Genomic DNA, 16,284 nt, shown 5'->3' on the forward strand with positions numbered 1-16,284 from the left:
GCCGTGGTGTCATGACGATTGCCTTGTGGGTCACAGGCCCGCGAGGGTGAGAGCGGTCGCCGTGACGGTGCGGGCCACCGTGGCCGCGAACTCCGGGTTGTGATCCTCGTCGGTGAGGGTGTCTCCCGGGGTGTGGTACTGCCTGGTGCCCGTACCGGGCCCGCCGTCCGGAGCGAAAATGTCCTCGGTGACGGCGACGGCCGCCCACCCCCGCTCGTGGAAGCTGGTGTGGTCGCTCCGTCCGACCGCCGGATCGGAGGGGCCCGTGAGCTGTTGGACCGTCACCGCGGGGTCGATGGCGGGAACGGTGTCCGCGACGAGCGCGCCCAGCGTGTCGGATGCGACGACGACCGGCCCCGGCACCGAGGAACCGGCGTGGATCTCGAGCGTGGGGGCGCTGCCCTGCCGCCGACCCGCGATCATGTCCATCTGGAAGACACCGGCGATGCGGTCGTCCGCCGCGGCGGCGGCCCGTGCGTAGAACTTGCTGCCGACCAGGCCCTGTTCCTCGGCGTTGAAGAGCACGAAGCGCACGTTCCGGGTCGGTGTCCTGCCCTGGGCGAGCACGTGGTGCAGGCACTCGGCCGCGGCCATGACGGCGGCGGTTCCGCTGCCGTCGTCGTCGGCGCCCGGTGCGGGGTCCACGGTGGGGTCGTAGGGGCGCGGGTCGCCGTTCTCGTCGACGAATTCACCGCTGGAGGCAGTGGAATCCATGTGCGCGGTGATGAGAACGGTGGAGTCCGCCCCGGCCACGCGGTGCTCGGCCTCCACGTTGAACAACTGGCGTCCGCGCCACCGGAACCGGTGCAGTCGTACCTGCAGGTCGAGGTTCAGGAAGCGGTCCGCGAGCGCCTCGACGACTCGGGGGTTGTCCGCGGCGGACGCGTCACGGCTGCGCACCAGCAGCCCTTCGCCGTCTCTGAGCGGTTCGACACCGGAGATGCGCGCGACATGGCCGCGCAGTACCTGGGGGGTCACGGCCGCCCGTATCGCGGCGATCGTCTCCGGGGAGGGACGGCCGTCATCGGCTGCCGACGCGCGCGGGCCCGGCTCCGCCGGACCTTCCGTAGGGCGTGTGGCGAGTCCTTGCGCCCGTGCGTCTCCGGGGCGGGAGAGGAGCGCCGGGTCCGGAAGCAGACGCTCGGTGTGGCCGGGCTTCGCGCCCGGCAGGTGGACGTCCTCGATCGGGGCGCCGGCGGGCGCGGCGACGTAGACACCGCCCGGCGCGGCGCCCAGGGGGAGGAGCGGCGGGGCCGTGAAGCCGGCGAGTTCGTCGGCGACGACGCCGAAAGCGGACGTGGCGCGTGTCGTCGCCCTGTCCGGGGCCCCCGCGAAGCCCAGGCCGGAGGCGAGGGGGCGGTCGTCACGGATCAGGAAGGCCGCCGTGTCCTCCACCGGCCCCCGCAGGTCGACCGTGAACCCGGCCTGTTCGAGTGCAGCGGCCCCGCGCATGCTCGCCATGGCCAGCACGAGCCGCGGCGAGGCGATGTGGACGGGAACGACCTCGTTCTGGTTCGCGACCGTCTCCAGTGCGGGCAGCCCTCGGTCCTCGGGCAGCTCGATCCGCGCCCAGAGGACGGGACGGTTCTCCAGGGCGGCGCCGGTGAACACGGGGTGGGCCGCCGTACGCAGTCCGGCTTGTCGGGCGAACGCGCGCTCCTGGTGGTCCTCGCCCACGAAGACGCACTCGCCGGCTGCGGAGGCAGGCATCCCTTCGCCCGCCGTGCCGGCGACCGCCTCGTCGAAGATCGCCCGGCTGTTCTTGGGGCCCCATTGGATGAGCGCGTCGTCCGTGAACCGGCCGGGGAACGACTGCCGCAGGGCTGACGCGGCCCGCTCCGCGGCACCTGCACTTGAGCCCGGGTTGGAGATGACTCCCTTGCGTACGTCGAGGAAGGCGTCGAGCACGGCGAGGACGCGAGGTCGCGGCAGCAACACCAGCGAACCGTCCGCCTCCTCCCGGGCATCCGCCAGGGTCGCTCCTATGTCGAAGAAGAGCACGGGCATCGGGGTGCCTCCACGAAGTGAACCGGTCCGGAATCGGCAGGTGACCGAGTGAACGTCCAGGGCGGCAACGGCCGTTCGAGAACGAGGGGAACCGCGAGAGGGGAACCGTGAACGGTCCCGCGCAGGCCGGCCGCCCCCACGGACTTCACTCCTGGCACGGGCTCCCGGTCACTCCATCGTCCGCCTGCGGATGCGCGTTCGCATCCCGGGATCAACAGGCGAATGCCGATCAACTTCCGAAAGTTGAAGGAAATACGAGCCTGGAGAGCTGTCCGCGGTCGCGCGGCGGTCAGGGCGTGGATGTCTGCGCCCGCGAGGAAAACATTCGCCGCCTTCAGCCGGCGCTCGCATGGAGCTTCAGGATGTGGTGGGCCGTACCGGACCGCTCCCGCCGGCCACCGGACATCCGGCAGGATGACCTGATGACCCTCATCCGCGGAACCGGCGACCGTGGCGTCGGCGCCGCCGTCGCCGATCCAGTACGGACCCGTCTGGTGGCTGCCGCGGCTGCGGTGGTGACCGTCGGTGTGGGCCTGGGGCTCCGAGCGGTGGCGGCAGGTGACGTGGCGAAGTACGGCGGAGACGCGCTGTACACCGTCCTGGTCCATACGCTTGTTGTTCTGATCGTGCCACGCGTAAGGCCTGTGACGGCCGCCGGAAGCGCGCTGGCGGTCAGTTGGGTGGTCGAGTTCCTTCAGCTCAGCGACGTGCCGGCGGAGCTCGCCGAGCGCAGCTCTGTCGCCCGCCTCGTGCTCGGTTCCACCTTCAATCCACCCGACCTGTTCTGGTACGGAGTGGGCGCGGCGGCGGGCTGGCTCGTCCACACCGCGGTGGGCTCCTTCCTGTCAGGCCGTCCGACGGCGCGCGACTGAAGCCCTCTTTCCTCGCTGGGGCGATCCGCAGGACTGCGCTGCCTACGAGCCGGCCGGACACGCGATGTACGCATCATTTGCAGTTCGGCGTGATCAACGTCTGAGTCGTCCCGGACTGTGCCTAGGGTGTGCCCATGACTCCTGAGATGTGGCTCCTGTTACGTCCGTTCCGTGAGGAGGCGATCGCGCGGGACATACCCGTCGACGACGTGGAGCGGTGGCTGGGCACCGCTCGCCCTTGCGCGGCGCTGACGCGGGACGGGGACGGCCCGGTCGTGGGCCGGTTCGGTGGTCCGCTGCTGCTTCCGGCCGATGTCCCGGACCCGGCCCACCCCTTCGTCGCCTCCCTCGACCTCGCGGCCCTGCCCGCCGACGCGACGGACCTGCCCCTGCCTCCCGACGGCCATCTGCTGCTGTTCGCCTTCCCCGAGACCGCCGACGACTACGAAACCATGGGCAGCGTGGTGTACGTCCCCGCCGACACGGCTGTGACGGAACGGGACAAGAACGCCTGGAACTCCTTCGACTTCGAGGACTATCAGGCGATGTTCGAGGCGTTCCCCCAGGGCTCGCTGCGGGCGACGGCCGGCGTGTCGCTGCCCTACCACCACGCGGTCGAATTCCTCGGGGAGCCGGGGAGCGGCCCGCTTCCGGGGCATCCACGCTCCGAGCAACTCGTCAAGGTCTGGCAGGGCACCCACGAGGCCATCGTCCCCGCGGCGCCGCTGCAGATCGGGGGGTACGCCGATGAGGAGGCCGTCTACACCGATCCGGTCGCCGTTGCCGTGTCCCGTGCGGTGAGAGCGGCGGAAGGGGGCGGGTGGGACGGGCCGGTTTCGGGTGACGTCGCGGACTGGGTACTCCTGGCCGACTGGCATGCCGGCATGGACGTGCAGGGCTGGGAGAGCGCCACCGTCCACTGGGTGATCCAGCGCGAGGACCTGGCCGCACGGCGCTTCGACCGCGCGTTCACCTCGGTTTTCTGGAACCCCTGATGGTGAGATCCGGCGGCCGCGGTGCCGCCGGATCCTGTCGGCTTCGGCTTTGTCAGGGGTGCTCCGGATCCTTGGTGGCCTGTGCCAGGAGTCGCGTGAAGTCCCTGCCCCATTCTTCGACGGTGGCAGGGGTGAACAGGTCCGTGGAGTACTCGAAGGTGACGGTGATGGCCTCGTCCCGGGGTTCCAGGACGACGTACAGCTCGTTGCGTGCCACGCCGGACGTGGGCAGAGCGCGTACCGAGGCCGCCACCGACCGCAGGTCCAGAACGGGCGGAGGCGTGGTGACCACGGTGAACAGCACGGTGGGGAACAACGCGTCTCCGGTTCGGGGAGAGACCAGCTCGGCCACTTCTGTCAGCGGCAGTTCCTGGTGATCGAGCGCGGTGAAGAGTGTCGAGGCCAGCTGCGCCACAACCTCGGCGAAGGTGTCGGCCTTGTCGAGCCGGACGCGTAGCAGTAGGGCGTCACCCAGCAGGCCCACCACCTCGGATCGCTCGGCGCGCATGCGGTTGGCGCTGGACGCGGCCAGTACCACCTCCGAGGGCTCGCCACACACACCGGCCAGCCAGGTGGCGAAGGCGGCGGCCAGCACGGTGTATCGGGTGGCGCCCAGGCGGACGGCGACGTCCGCGACCCGACGGGGTATGTCGCCGTCGATGACCCAGGTGTGCAAGGCCCCGCGGCCGGAGAGTGCCTCTGGTCGCGGCCGGTCATAAGGCAGTGCGGGGCGCAGTGGTGCGCCGTCGAGTTCGGTGCGCCAGAACCGCTCGAGCCGCTCCCGGCGTTCGCCGCTCAGTTGGTGTTCCGCGCGTGCACAGTCGGTGAACTGCACGGCGGGCGGCGGAGGCACAGTGCCGGTGCCGGTGCCCTTGTGCCGGACGTTGTAGAGCTCCTGGAGTTCACGCCGGATGACGCCCATGGACCAGCCGTCGCAGACCGCGTGGTGGAACACGGTCACCAGCACCCAGCGGTCCGGGCCGAGCCGTGCCAGTCGGAAGCGGAACAGCGGCGCGCGGTCCAGGGCGAAGGCGCGGGATGCGTGGTCCCGGCACCACCGCTCGACGAACGCGTCGTCGTCAGGGTGTTCGGACAGATCCGTGACCGGGAGGTCCACGGGCACCTCGGCCAGGACCTCGACGAGGTACTGCCCGTCACGGCGTACCGCCCTGCTGCGCAGCGCGTGATGGCGGTCCACCAGGTCTTTCAGGGCACGCGCCAGGATGTCGGGGTTGAGGTCGCCGCGCAGGTCGATGCGGTGGGCGACGTTGTAGACGCTCGGGTCGGCGCGCTCGTGGTGGCGTTGCCACAGGCGCCGCAGTGTGGAGGTCATGGGCACGGTGTCCACCACCCGGTCCGTGGCTGACGACCGTTCGCAGCGTGCTGCGACGCCCCGGATGGTCGGATCGAGGAAGAAGTCGGCCATGGAGAGTTCGACGTCGAGGCGATCGACCATCAGGTGCAGCAGCCGGATCGCGCTCAGGGAGTGGCCGCCCAGTTCGAAGAAGGACCTGTTCACGGGCAAATGGTGCGCGCCGAGTTCGTCGCACCACAGTTCGTGCAGCGACTTCTCCAGCCGGCTTGCGGGCGGGGCGTCCGCCTCCCCGGTCTCGTCGGGTGCGGGTTCGGGCAGCTGGTTCCGGTCCAGCTTGCCGGAGGAACTCACGGGGAGCCGTTCCAGGCGCACCCAGCGGCGAGGCACCAGGTGGTCCGGAAGTTCGGCGGACAGCTCGGTGCGCAGTGCCCGCACGTCCAACTCCGTTGTCGCGGGGACCACGTAGGCGACGAGTTCCGCATCGCCGTGCGGGTCACGGCGGGGTACGACGGCTGCGTCGCGGACCCCGGGGAGCCCGATCAACGCCGTCTGGACCTCGGTGGGTTCGACCCGGTGGCCGCGGATCTTGACCTGGTCGTCGGCGCGACCGCAGTACTGGAGGGTGCCGTCCGTGCGCCAGCGTCCCAGGTCCCCTGTCCGGTACACCGCCGTCCCCGTGCCGTCGTCGAGGAAGGCGGCGGCCGTCTCCGCGGGCCGGGCGTGGTAGCCGGACGCGACGGGAACGCCGCCCACATGGATGGTGCCGACAGCGCCTCTCGGCACCTCCTGCCCGGCATCGTCCAGCAGCAGGATCCGTGCCCCCGGGACCGGGGTGCCGATCGGCGGCCACTCCTCGCCGCCGGGGTCGACGCGGTGCGAGGTGACGATGATCGAGGTCTCCGTGGGCCCGTACTGGTTGTACAGCGTGCACCGCGGGTGGGCGGCCAGGAAGTGGCGGAAGGCGTCAGTGAGCTGAAGGGCCTCGCCGGCTGAGAAGAGCTCGCGCAGGGAGGGCAGTTCGGGGATGGTCTCGATCAGGTACTTCAGCGGGGTGCAGGGCATGAACATGCGCTCCACCGCGTAGCGGCGCACCGTCTGTGCGACGGCCGCGGGATCGTGTCGTACCGCGTCGTCGATCAGTACGAGTGCGGCCCCGGAAGCCAGCGTGGTGAAGATCTCCTGCACGCTGACATCGAACGCGGGTGAGGTCCACTGCAGGGTACGCAGCGCCGGATGCCGCTCCAGGTGCGCGCGGACGAGGTTGGCCGGGCCCCGGTGAGGCACGACGACGCCCTTGGGGCGGCCGGTCGATCCCGACGTGTAGATGCAGTACGCGGGGTCTTCCGGTCGTGCCCCGTGGTGAAGGGGAGAGGCGGAGGGGGTGTCGTCGACCTGATCCGCCAACTGCACGGGCAGGCGTCGCCCGAGTGCCGGATGGCGCGCGAGAGCCGACTCGGAGGTGAGCAGCAGCATGGGGCCGGCGTCGTCGATGAGCGCAGCGAGCCGGGGGGTGGGCAGGCCCGGGTCGAGGGGCAGGTAGGCGGCCCCGCTCTTGAGCACACCCAGCAGGGCGTTGATCAGCTCAGGGCCGCGCGGCAGCAGCACCGCCACGCGTTCTCCGCGTGCAGCGCCCCGGGAGTTCAGTTGGCGGGCCAGCCGGTTCGCCCGCGAGTTCAACTCCACGTAGGTGACGTGCTGTTCCCCGGCCACAAGCGCTACGGCGTCCGGTGTCCGGAGCGCCTGCCGCTCGAACAGCCCGTGCAGAGTGTCCGGTGCGTCGGCCGTCGGCGGCTCGTCCAGGTGGCCCAGCCCGGCCAGGTCCGTGCGGTCGGCGTCGGTGACGGCGGTCAGTTGGCCGAGTGGCGTGTCGGGTGCGTCGAGGACGCGGCGCAGCACCTGCTCCACGTACTCCACGAGGCGACGCACGGTGCTCTCGTCGAAGAGGGCCGTGTCGTACTCGACCATGAACCGAATGCCGTCGCGGTGGTGTGTCAGATAGACACTGAGGTCGAAGGGGGCGCGAGCGCTCGGCACGTCGAGCAGCGCGGCTGTCAGCCGGGGCGGGTCGAAGTCCACCTCGCCCTCGTTCTCGTACTCCACCATCACCTGGAACAGCGGGTTGCGGCCCGGGTCCCGTCGCGGGTTCAGCGCGCCCACCAGTTCGTCGAAGGGTACGCCGCGGTGCTCGTACGCCGCCGTGCTGCCGTCGCGCACTCGGCGCAGCAGCGCCGGGAAGGTGGGGTCGCCGGTGAGGTCGAGGCGTAGCGGCACGGTGTCGAGGAAGAGGCCGACGTGATGGTCGGCGCCGGCGGGGCGGGCGGCGACCGCGGTGCCGAGCACCACGTCTTCCTGTCCGGCGAACCGGCCGAGCACCGCTCCGACGGCACCCGTCAGCGCCATGAAGAGAGTGGCGCGCTGCGCGGCGGCGAACGTGCGCAACCTGCTGGTGAGTTCGCCGTCCAGTTCGTGGGTCAGACTCGCTCCCGCTCCCGACCTGACGGGTGGGCGAGGCCGGTCGGTGGGCAGGTCGATGTCCGCAGCGCCCTCGAGCTCAAGCCGCCAGAAGTCGAGGGAGGCGGAGACTTCGGCGGCATCCGACTCGTCGGCCGGGGCCAGTTGGCGCAGGGGCGGCAGCACGGGGTCGCCCTGCGGCCGGGCGCGGTAGCAGGCGGCGAGGTCACGGGCCAGCACGGCCGTGGAGGAGGAGTCGAAGACGATGTGGTGGGCCAGCAGGAAGAGCAGATGCCGTTCCTCGGACAGGCGGAGCAGCCGGGCCGTGACCAGCGGCCCGGTGCTCAGGTCGAAAATCCGGCGCCCCTCGGTCTTGAGCGCGGCGCGCAGCGCCTCTTCCTCCGTCGCACCGGTGTGGTCTTCGACCGGACAGTCGATCGGTACGCGGTCGTGTATCTCCTGGTACGGCTCTCCGTCCTGGTCGCCGAACACGGTGCGCAGTGCCGGATGCCGGTCTGCGACGTACTGCAGCGCCCGCTGGAGCGCGGGCACGTCGAGGGCGCCGTCGAGTCGGATGGCCTTGGGCTCGTGGTACATGCTGGTTCCCGGCGTCAGTCGCTCAAGGAACCAGATGCGGCGCTGCGCGGGCGACAGCGGCATCCGCCGCGGGACGGGGGGTGCCTGCCGAGGCGTCGTCCCGTCCTGCGCGCGGCGGCGGAGGCGGTCGAGCACCGGCAGCCCGGCCAGGACCTTGTCCGCGGGCACACCGAAGTCCACGAAGCTGGCGATCTCGTCCGCTCCGGCCTCCACCAGACGGCGCACGGTCTCGGCGGCCGTGTCCTCGTCGCCGATCAGGGCACGTGAGGCGCAGTAGCGGTCGTATGCCCGACTGAGCAGGAACTCCACGTCGTCGTCGGGGGTGTTGTCCAAGTCGACCTCGAACCCCAGGCTGTTGGTGACCTGGTCGAAGAGGGACAGTGAGGAACGCAGGTACGACACGAACGGCCGGTACGCGTCGGCCCGCGCACGCTCGGCGTCGTCGCCGAGATAGGTGTGCACCAGGACCACCACTCGGCCCGCCGCAGGGTCGAGTCCGTGTTCGGCGCGGGTGCGCCGGTACAGCGCGATGTTCTCCGCAAGCTGCTCGACGGTTTGCGTCATCAGGTTGGTGACCACACCCAGGTCCTCGGCGGCCGCCCGACGGTAGCTGTCCGGATTGCCCACCACGGCCGCGTACAGCGGGAGTTGCTCCTGCACGGGACGGGGTTGCAGCCGTATCTCGACCGGCTGACCATCACCCGCGGTTGTCGCGAGAGACTGCCCCGACCAGAGTCGGCGCACGGTGTTCAACTGGTCGTACATCACCTCCCGATGGCGGCCGAAGTTCTGCGGGGCGAGCGCGAAGTCGGTGGCGTGCCAGCCGCTCGCGACACAGAGGCCGGCCCTGCCGCCGGAGATGTTGTCGACGACCGACCACTCCTCGGCGACCCGGACGGGATGGTGCAGCGGCAGTACGACGGACCCCGCGTGCAAGCGGATACGACTGGTCCTGGCCGCCAGGGCCGCGGCGAGCACGGACGGGTTGGGGAAGAGCGCGCCGAACGAGTTGAAGTGGCGCTCCGGGAACCACAGCGCATGGAAGGCGTGCTGGTCGGCGAACTCCGCCGCCTCCATGATCAATCCGTACTTGTCGGCGCCCGTGTCGTCGGGGTAGTCGCCGAAGAAGTACAGGCTGAAGTCGCATCCGGCAGCAGGCGCCGGCGCACCGGGCTTGAAGGTCGCCGGTACGGGAGTCGGAGTCGGAGCCGGAGCCGGTGTCACGGCCGGCACCGGTGTGGGGGACGTTGCGGGGGACTGCGTCGGTGCCGGGGCGGCGGACGGCCGGGCGTTGTGCCCGAGAACATCGAGCTGGCGGGAGATCACCCCGGTCACCTGGTCGACGAGGTGCTGCGCCAGCCTCAGCTGCTGCCCGAACAGCTCGTGGAGTGCGGGGGGTTCTTCGGCTGTCGGTGCCCCTTCGGCTGTCGGTGCCCCTTCGGCCGTCGGCGTCCCTTCGGCCGTCGGCGTCCCTTCGGCCGTCGGCGTCCCTACGGGCGCTGGTGCGAGGGCTTGTGCCGGCTTCGGTGCCGAGGTCATGGTCGGAGCCGACGCCGCTTCCGGTGGCCGGACCGGTGTCGGATCCGCGAGCTCGTGCGTAGTACTCCGTGTGCGCGCCAGGTGCTCGGCCAGCTTGCGCGGCGTGTCGGCCGCGTCGAACAGGTCCCGGACCGGAATGCGGACGCCGTACCGCTGCTGGAGCTCCGTCGTCATGCCCATGAGGGAGAGCGAGTCCGCGCCCAGTTCGAAGAAGGAGCGGTCAGGAGCGACGTCAGTGGCCTCGCCGCCGAGCTTCTGGGCCGTCAACTCCCTGACAACGTCGAGGAATGCCTCCGGCATGACCGACGCTTCCGGAGCTGCCAGACGGCCCGGCACGGGCACGGGCACGGACTCGGGCTTGGGCCCGGGCTTGGGATCGGGAGACCGCGTGGCGCTGAAGGCCACCGGACGCCGCCGCAGCGGATGCCCCGGCAGCGGCACCCTGCCTCCCTGGCTGGTGTTGACCGCATGCCACTCCGGCTCGGCTCCCCTGCGGTAGAGCGAACCGAGTGCTGTCAGGAGCCCGTGTACCTGGTCGGCTGCCCGGGTTCCCGTACCTTGCCCGTTCAGCCAGCGGCTCGCGGGCGCGCAGTGCCGACCGAGGCCGGTGAGGATGCCGCCGGTGCCGATCTCCAGGAAGTCCTCGCAGCCATGCTCCGACGCGGCGGCCACGGCGAGGTCGAAGCGAACCGGCTGCCGCGCCTGGCGGCAGAGATGGTCGACGTCGATGGTCCAGCCCGCGGGGCGCAGTTCGCCGTCGACCGTGGTCACCAACGGGGTGTGCAGCGGCCTGTAGGCCACCTTCTCGGCATGGGAACGGAATTCCCGCAACGCCGGCTCGATCGAGGCCGAGTGGAACGCCCGGTCGACCGGCAACGCCTGCCACCGTATGCCCTCGCGGTCGAGCAGACGAGCCGCCTCTTCCAGGGCCTGGGGTGGGCCGGAGATCACCTGGGCACGCGGTCCGTTCACCGCGGCCGGCTCGGCCCCGGCGGCCTTGGCGATGCGCTGTGCGGTCCTCGTGTCGGCGCGCAGGGCGAGCATGCCGCCGGGTGGGCAGGCTTCGTGCATGAGGCGCCCGCGCCACGCGGTGAGCCGCAGCCCGTCGTCGAGCGTCAGGGCTCCGGCCGCGTACAGGGCCGCGAACTCGCCGACGCTGTGGCCGAGCAGCAGCGCGGGACGTATGCCGGCGGCGCGCCATACCTCGGCGAGCGCCGACTGATGGGCGAACAGGGCGGCCTGGGCGGTCTCGGTGGGCCAGATGCCGGGTGCGGAGTCGGGCTCGTCCGGACCGCCGTCGCCGGATGCCTGGTCGCCCACACCGCCCACACCGGCGCCGGGCCGCACCGCGTCGCCGCCGAGAAGGCCCTCGGCGACCTCAAGGCGCTCGGCCCGCGCGTCATCCGGCTCGTCCAGCAGGAGTGGGAGCAGGGTGCCGCCGAACTCGGTGGCGTAGAGGTCCTCGCACCGGTCGAGCACCCGTCGGGCGGCGGGATACGCCGCGTAGATGCCGCTCGCCATGCCGGGGCGGGCGCTCCCCTGGCCCGGGAAGGCGAACGCGAGTGGACCGAGCGGCGCGGGCGGCTGCTCCTCCGGGGTGCGGGTGTCCTCCAGGGTCTGGGCGAGTTCCTCGGCCGTGCGGCCGACGGCCGTGGTCCGAGCCGTACGGTGGGGCCTGCCGAACGCCAGGGTGGCGGCCACGTCCGCGGCCGCGAGTTCCGGCCGCTGCCGCAGCTGGTCGCGGAGCCGGTCCGTGAGTTCGTCCAGTGCCTGGGGGTCGCGGGCCGACACCGGGATCAGGACGGGCAGTTGGGGTGCGGGCCGGAGCGGCGTGGGCGGCGCTTCCTCCAGCACCACGTGGGCATTGGTGCCGCCGACACCGAGGGCACTCACCCCGGCCCGGCGCGGCACGCCGTCCGGTGTATGCCACGGCTTCAGCTCGGTGGCCAGTGTCAGCGGGCCGCCCTCGAGGGAGAGTTCGGGATTGGCGCGGGTCAGGTGTGGCGTCGGTACCAGGGTGCGGTGCCGCAGCATGAGGACTGTCTTGATCAGTCCCGCCATTCCGGCGCAGCTGTCGAGGTGCCCGATGTTCGGCTTCACGGAGCCGACCGTGCAGAAGCCGGTGTGCGGGGTGTCCTCGCCGAGAGCCCTGCCGAGAGCTTCCAGTTCCACCGGATCGCCGAGGCGCGTGCCGGTCCCGTGCGCCTCCACGTACGAGATGGTGTCGGCCGGTACGGCCGCCCTGCGCAGCGCCTGGCGTACGACCTCGACCTGCCCCGCGACACCGGGCGCGCTGAAGCCGACCTTGCCCGCGCCGTCGTTGTTGACGGCGGAGCCGAGGATCACCGCGTGTACCGTGTCGCCGTCGGCCAGTGCGCGGTCGAGGCGCTTGAGCAGGACGGCGGCCACGCCGTTGCCGCCGACGGTGCCGTCGGCCTCGGCGTCGAAGGCCCGGCAGCGGCCGGTGGGCGACAGGATGGACCCGGGGTGGCTGCGGTAGCCGGTCGCCTGGGGGAGGTGCACGGCCGCGGCGCCCGCCAGGGCCAGGTCGGCGTCGCCGCTCAGCAGGGCCTGGGCCGCGAGGTGCACGGCCACCAGCGAGGTGGAGCAAGCCGTCTGCACGCCGATGGCCGGGCCGGTGAGCCCGAGCCGGTAGGCGACCCGGGTGGCGAGGAAGTCCGGCTGCTGCCCGATCGCGGTCTGCATGGCGGTGGCCGGGTCCGTGCCGTCGTAGGGCGCACCGGCCGCGCCCGGATGCTGGTGGTCATACAGGTTCATGCCCGTTCCGGCGAACACCCCGACCTTGGTGCCCGGTTCGGCCAGCGCATGGCCGCCGTCCTCCAGCGCCTGGTGACAGCATTCCAGGAACAACCGGTGCGCGGGGTGGGTGAGCCGCGCCTCGCTGAGGCTCATCCCGAAGAAGTCCGCGTCGAACTCGTCGTCCCCGTCGAGGACTCCGCCAACGGGGACGAGGCCGGGCGCGCGTCGCTGCTCCGGGGACAGGCCCGCCGCCGCGAGCTCTTCCTCACCGAAGACCCGGACGCTGTCCACGCCGTCGCGCAGGTTGGCCCAGAACCGTTCCTCTGAGTCCGCGCCCGGGAAGCGCAGCGACATGCCGATGATCGCGATGCGCTGATCGGTCGGGGGTCCGGAGGTGATGTCCACCGGGCGTGTGTCGGCGGGCGCGGGCTCTTCCTGTGCCCTGGCGGACAGCTGTGCGGCGAGCGCGGCGGCCGTGGGATGTTCGAAGAACGCGGTCTGGGCGATCCGTGTCCGGAGCCGCTCCTCCAGGCGAGTGCGCAGGCGTACGAGGAGCAGGGAGGTCAGGCCGAGTTCGTAGAAGGGCACGTGCGGGTCTGCCGGACGCCCCAGCACGGCGGCCGTCTCCTGCCGCACCACCCGCGTCATCTCCTGCTCCCTCGCCGCTCGCGTCACTTCGTCGACGTCGGCGCGCGGGGCGGCTTCCTCGGTGAACCTGCCGCCGATCAGCCGGTCCCGGAGTTCGGTACGGCGCACCTTGCCCGCGGGAGTCCTCGGGAAATCCTGGTGCGGGACGGGCAGGACGTGTGCGGCGGTCAGGCGGAGTCGGGCGTACAGGGCGGCCCTCACTTCCCGCGCGATGCGCGCGTCGTCGTCCGCGCCGCGGCTCACGAAGAACACGGCCAGTCCCTCGGTGCCGCTGTCGGAATCCGGTATGCCGCAGGCGGCCACCTCCCCCTGTCGGACGCCGACGACGGCAGTGGCGGCCTCCTCCACCTCGTGGCAGTAGACGTTCAGCCCGTTGAGAATGATCACGTCTTTGCGTCGGCCGGTGATCACGACCTGGCCGCTGTCGAGGAAGGCCAGATCACCGGTGTCCAGCCAGTCCCTCTCGGTGGGGAAGGCGGCGGCGTCCGCCTCCGGGTTGTTCACGTAGCCGGGGGTGAGGCGGGCGGGCGAGTGCACCTGGAGCCGGCCGATCTTGCCATCGGCCGCGAGTTCTCCCCGGTCGTCCACGATGCGCAGGGTCACTCCGTGCGCCGGCGCTCCGGCCGCGACGAAGGTGACGCACTCGTCTTCCGGTGTCCGCTCGTCGGCGCGGGTGAGGTCACCGCTCAAGCTGCTCTTGAGCAGGCGGTGCACGGTGCCCGGCCGGTCGAGCCGGCCGTATGTGACCGCCGTGACCGTCTCGGCCATGCCCCAAACGGGAACGATGTGCCCCTCCTCGATCCCGTACGGGCCGGTCGCGTCGAGAAAGCGGCGCAGCACCGGCAGCACGATCTGTTCGCCCCCGCACAGCAGGGACTTGACGCCGCTGAGGTCCCAGGAACGGCCCGACCGCTCGGCGAGAGCGTCCACGACGAGCCGGTAGGCGAAGGTCGGCGCCCAACTGTGCTGGGCCCGGTGCTCGTCGAGGAGGTCGAGCCAGCGCAGGGGATCGGCCAGAACCAGCTCGGTCGGTGCGTGCACGTTGGTGCATCCGGCGAAGACCGCGAGCAGGTGATACAGCAGGAACGCGCCGCTGTGGTCGACCGGCAGCCAGTTCACCATGGTGTCGTCCGGGCGCACGTCCAGGATCCGCCGGGTGCTCGCGGCGAAGTCCGCCAGACCGGCGTGCGTCAGCCGGGCGGCTTTCGGGACGCCCGTGCTGCCGGAGGACAGCATCAGCAGCGCGGTGTCGGATCCGGCCGGCTCGGCGTGGCCGTCCGCGGGCGTGGCGGCCACGCAGTCCTGTGCGACCACGACCCGCAGCTCGGGCACGGTCCCCGTCAGCGCCTTGGCACCGGCCGCGTCGCTGAGTACCAGCGGCCGGTCCAGCAACGCGCAGGCGTGGCGCAGGCGTTCCAGCGCCGGGGAGCCCGGGGCGGGGTGCTCCGCGACGGCCACGGGCCGGGCGCCACCGAGGACACAGGCCCAGAAGGAGGGGAAGAACTCGTCCAGCGGCAGCCCGCACAGCACCACCGTGTCGCCGGTGCGCAGCCCGTGCTCCCGCAGCCCCGTAAGCAGCCGCCGAGCCTGTGACAACAGCTCGGGATACGACCGAGAGACCGTGGATCCGTCCGGGTTCACCGTGATGACGGCGGCTCCGGAGGCGGAGTCCGCGGCCCGCAGCAGCGCCTGCACCGCGTCACGCGGATCGTCATCGGTGTACTCCGGCTCAGGACCCCTGCAGAGGGCCTGCCCCCGTACGAGTTCCATGCGTGTCCCCTCTCTCGTTTTCCCTGGTGGATGACCGCGCGCCCGTGTCGCCGCGGACTGTGGTGAACAGCAACAGCAGCACTGCCCCGCACATGGCGGCACCGTGGAAGGCGGCCACGACGGCCAGGGCGGGCAGTGCCTCGAGAGCCGCCGCGGCAGCCACCGTGCCCAGCGCGAAACCTGTCGTCTCCGCTGTGGCGGACAGGCCGAACAGTCGGCCCCGCTGCCGGTCGGGAGCCTCCTGCAGGCGTGAGATGTAGACGATCTCGGTGCAGCCGTCCGCGAAGCCCGCCGCCAAGGCCGCCGCCATCAGCGCCGCGGCGGGCAGTCCCGCGAACGCCGTCACGAAGCAGAGCGACATCACGCAGGTGCCGGCCGCGAACAGGTGCTCGCCCCGCACCGCCTTTCCCCGCCTGCGTTTGAGCACCTGATGGGCGAGGAGGGTGCCTACAGCCCACGCCACCCAGAACCGGGTCATGAACACCGCCGGATCGGACGGCGCGCTCGCGTGCGCGACCACGGGCAGGGCAACGTTGTGCGACGAGGACGCCAGGGCGTCGACGCCCCGGAGCATGATCATGCCGAGCACGAGACCGGAGACGCCCGCAACCCGGGGCCGCAGGCGCGCGCCGCGTGGCGGACGAGGCGGATGCACGTCGCTCCCGCGGCCGTCGGATCGCGCATGTGCGTCGCCTTGTACGTCGCTCACCGCGTCGTCCGTGTGCGGCCGCAGCACCAACACCGCCACGGCGGACGCCACGAAGCTCGCGGCATTGACGGCGAACGCGGCGGCATGGCCACCGAAACCGATGATCGGCGCCGCCGAGGCGAAGCCGAGCACCGTGGCGAAGGACCGTGCCGTGACAAGCACCCCGTTCGCCCGGCCTCGGTCCTCCTGACCCACCATGACCGGAACCGCGCTGCGCAGGGCGACGGTGAAGAACGTGTTCCCCGCGCCCAGAACCACAACGGCGCCGAGGAGCAGCCACAGCGGCGTACGTGCGGCACAGAGCGCCAGCACGGTCATGGCGGCGGCTTGGGCGACATCCGTGCCGACCATCACGGTCCGGCGCGTGACCCTGGTCGACAGCGCCCCGGCGGTGAGACCGGCCACGACACCGGACAACAGCCGTAACGCCATCACCACGCCCACACCGAAGGCGGTACCGGTGACCTCGTACGAGAACAGGCTCAGGGCGATCAGGTTGAGATAGTTGCCGTAGGCGGACACGGCGTGTGCTGCCACAAGGGCACGAAACCGCCGGTCCACTCCCCCCACTGTGCTCCTCACCGATCAGTCGAAGACACTTCACTAGGTAGTGAGCTCAGG

5 protein-coding genes are annotated in these 16,284 nt (G+C 71.5%); 2 read left to right on the forward strand and 3 right to left on the reverse strand.

Annotation, left to right across the window (positions count from 1 at the left end):
• Positions 1-30: 30 nt before the first annotated feature.
• Positions 31-2,007: a M20/M25/M40 family metallo-hydrolase gene (locus ACWBNA_RS08755; RefSeq protein ID WP_482703664.1), complete on the reverse strand. Its 1,977-nt coding sequence runs from the start codon at positions 2,005-2,007 to the stop codon at positions 31-33.
• Between the two features lie 422 nt (positions 2,008-2,429).
• On the opposite strand from ACWBNA_RS08755, the gene ACWBNA_RS08760 reads away from it, so the two are divergent.
• Together ACWBNA_RS08760 and ACWBNA_RS08765 are read left to right on the forward strand one after the other, a co-directional pair.
• The gene (locus ACWBNA_RS08760; RefSeq protein ID WP_482703665.1) at positions 2,430-2,879 is read left to right on the forward strand and encodes a ribosomal maturation YjgA family protein; all 450 of its coding nucleotides are present in this window, start codon (positions 2,430-2,432) and stop codon (positions 2,877-2,879) included.
• A 134-nt stretch (positions 2,880-3,013) separates the two neighbouring features.
• Entirely contained in the window at positions 3,014-3,874 is an 861-nt protein-coding gene (locus ACWBNA_RS08765) for a DUF1963 domain-containing protein (protein WP_482703666.1), read from the forward strand.
• A gap of 52 nt (positions 3,875-3,926) precedes the next feature.
• On the opposite strand, the gene ACWBNA_RS08770 is transcribed toward ACWBNA_RS08765, so the two are convergent.
• Positions 3,927-14,954: an amino acid adenylation domain-containing protein gene (locus ACWBNA_RS08770; RefSeq protein WP_482703667.1), complete on the reverse strand. Its 11,028-nt coding sequence runs from the start codon at positions 14,952-14,954 to the stop codon at positions 3,927-3,929.
• A complete protein-coding gene (locus ACWBNA_RS08775) occupies positions 14,914-16,200 on the reverse strand; it encodes an MFS transporter (protein ID WP_482703668.1) in 1,287 nt (428 codons plus the stop codon). Before ACWBNA_RS08775 ends, ACWBNA_RS08770 begins: the two co-directional genes overlap by 41 nt.
• Between the last annotated feature and the right edge of the window lie 84 nt (positions 16,201-16,284).

The sequence above is a fragment of the Streptomyces sp. Q2 genome, assembly GCF_056820935.1.

Coding starts and splice junctions, on each gene's coding strand:
- ACWBNA_RS08755 (WP_482703664.1), bottom strand. CDS start 2,007: ATGCCCGTGCTCTTCTTCGACATAGGAGCGACCCTGGCGGATGCCCGG.
- ACWBNA_RS08760 (WP_482703665.1), top strand. CDS start 2,430: ATGACCCTCATCCGCGGAACCGGCGACCGTGGCGTCGGCGCCGCCGTC.
- ACWBNA_RS08765 (WP_482703666.1), top strand. CDS start 3,014: ATGACTCCTGAGATGTGGCTCCTGTTACGTCCGTTCCGTGAGGAGGCG.
- ACWBNA_RS08770 (WP_482703667.1), bottom strand. CDS start 14,954: ATGGAACTCGTACGGGGGCAGGCCCTCTGCAGGGGTCCTGAGCCGGAG.